General features: G+C 70.4%; 1 pseudogene. It reads right to left on the bottom strand.

Going from position 1 to position 1,874, the window contains the following annotated elements:
- Window positions 1-1,874, bottom strand: a pseudogene (locus DWF00_RS29355) (hypothetical protein); the annotation flags it as partial.

Here is a 1,874-nt window from a genome sequence, read left to right on the forward strand (position 1 = left end):
GTTGGGCCCCCCAGCCGTGACGTTGCCTTCATTGCCGATCGTCACGGAGGCATTGCTCGTATCCGGGCTGTTGCCGCGGTTCTGTGCGACGATCCCTGGCGAATTCGAGCCTGCGGTCTCGACGGTGCCGGTCGTCACGTTAACCGAGACGTCGCTGGTGCAGGCGTTCTGGTCAAATTGGCCGCAGCCGCCATAGGCCGAGCCGCCGGCGAAGACGATCCCCTGTCCGCCGGCCTGCTCCAGGATGCCGCCACCCTGGCCCAGGCTTTGGGCGATCAAGGCGGGAGCGTTGTCGCCCCTTGTCGCGATGGCGGACCAGCCGGTCACGTTCACTTTCACAGGGCCGCCCTGGCCCATGCGGGTCGTGGTGCCGGACGGAATGACAGCTCCGGTGTTCAAACCGGGATTGTTCAGCCCGCCGAAGAGGCCGCCGCCGCCGCCGATCGACTGGGCGATCACGCCGGCCGCGCCGGCGCCGTTGGTGATCAGGTTGAAGTTGTTGTCGAGCGAGACGTTGACCGCTCCACCATCGGCGCGGACGTTGCCCGGCGCGCCGAACAGCGACTGCAGGCTCGTGGTGCCCTGGTTGTTGAGGCCGACGACCCAGCCGCCGCCGCCGCCGATCGACTGCGCCAGCACGCCATGGGCGTTGACGCCCGAGGTCAGGAGGCCGGCGGCTTCTGGCGCCGAGGGCACGCCGAGGAGCGAGACGGTCACGGCGCCGCCATCGCCGCGGGTCGGCGTAGCCGACGTGCCGCCGCTGCCGAGCACGACGGGCGCGCTCACCGAGGTCTGGCCGCTCTGGCTGGGCGCGCCCTGCACCGCGTCCTGGCTCATGATGAAGGTCGCGCCGCCGCCGGCGCCGATGCTCTGGGCGACGATGCCGACCGCATCCTGTCCCGTGGTGAAGATCCCGTCCTGCGCGGTGGCAGGGCTGACATTGACCTGCACCGCCCCGCCATCGCCGGAGGCGCCGCCGCTGCCGCCGAGCGTGACCTTGACGGACGAGAAGTCGGCATTGCCCGCGCCGCTCTGGACCGTCATGGCGCCGATGCCGCCGCCGCCGCCGATGCTCTGCGCGTGGATGCCGACCGAGAGGTCGCCCGTGGTCTGGATCGTGCCGGTGTTGTCGACGGTGACGTTACCGCCGTCGCCATTATTGCCCGCTTGGCCGCCGACCGTGAAGGAGAGCTGCGCGTCGAGCGCCTTGTTCACGTCGGTGCTGGTCGGCTTGCTGGCGCCGCCCGAGCCGCCGCCGGCCCCGATGCTCTGGGCCAGAATACCGGCCGAGTATGGCCCCTCCGTCGCAAGATCGCCGGAATTGTCGACCGTGACGCCGCCGCCATGGTTGCCGGAGCCGCCATTGCCGCTGCGGCCGCCGCCGATGGTCAGCGTGAAATCGGGCAGCCCGCCTTCCTCGGCCGGCTTCGGCGGCGCCGCATTGGCCGTCTTGTTTGCGGCTTCGTACGTGGTCGCGGTGCCTTTCAGGCTGTCATAGTCGAAGAAATCGCCCCAGATATTGGTCTTCAGCGCGTAGATGCCGTCGGCCTTCTTGATCACCGAGTTCGGGATGCCCATGCCGGTCGCGACGAAGTTGCCGGCGGTGACCTCGGGACTGCTGCCGCCGCCCGCCGCGGCATTGCCGCCGGTGCCGCCGCCGCCGCCGATGCTCTGCGCATGGATCGCCGGGGCATGGCCGCCGAGCGTCAGGATCGCGCCGGCATTATTCGCGATGACGGTGCCGCCCGTGCCGCCGCTGCCGCCATTGCCGCCGAGCCCGACATTGACGCTGAAGGTGTTGCCGCTGCCATTGGCCACGGCATTGCCGCCGGCTCCGCCGCCACCGCCGACGCTTTGCGCCAGGATGCCGGCCG

The organism is Allobosea caraganae (genome assembly GCF_003351345.1).
In the GTDB taxonomy this organism is placed as follows: domain Bacteria; phylum Pseudomonadota; class Alphaproteobacteria; order Rhizobiales; family Beijerinckiaceae; genus Allobosea; species Allobosea caraganae.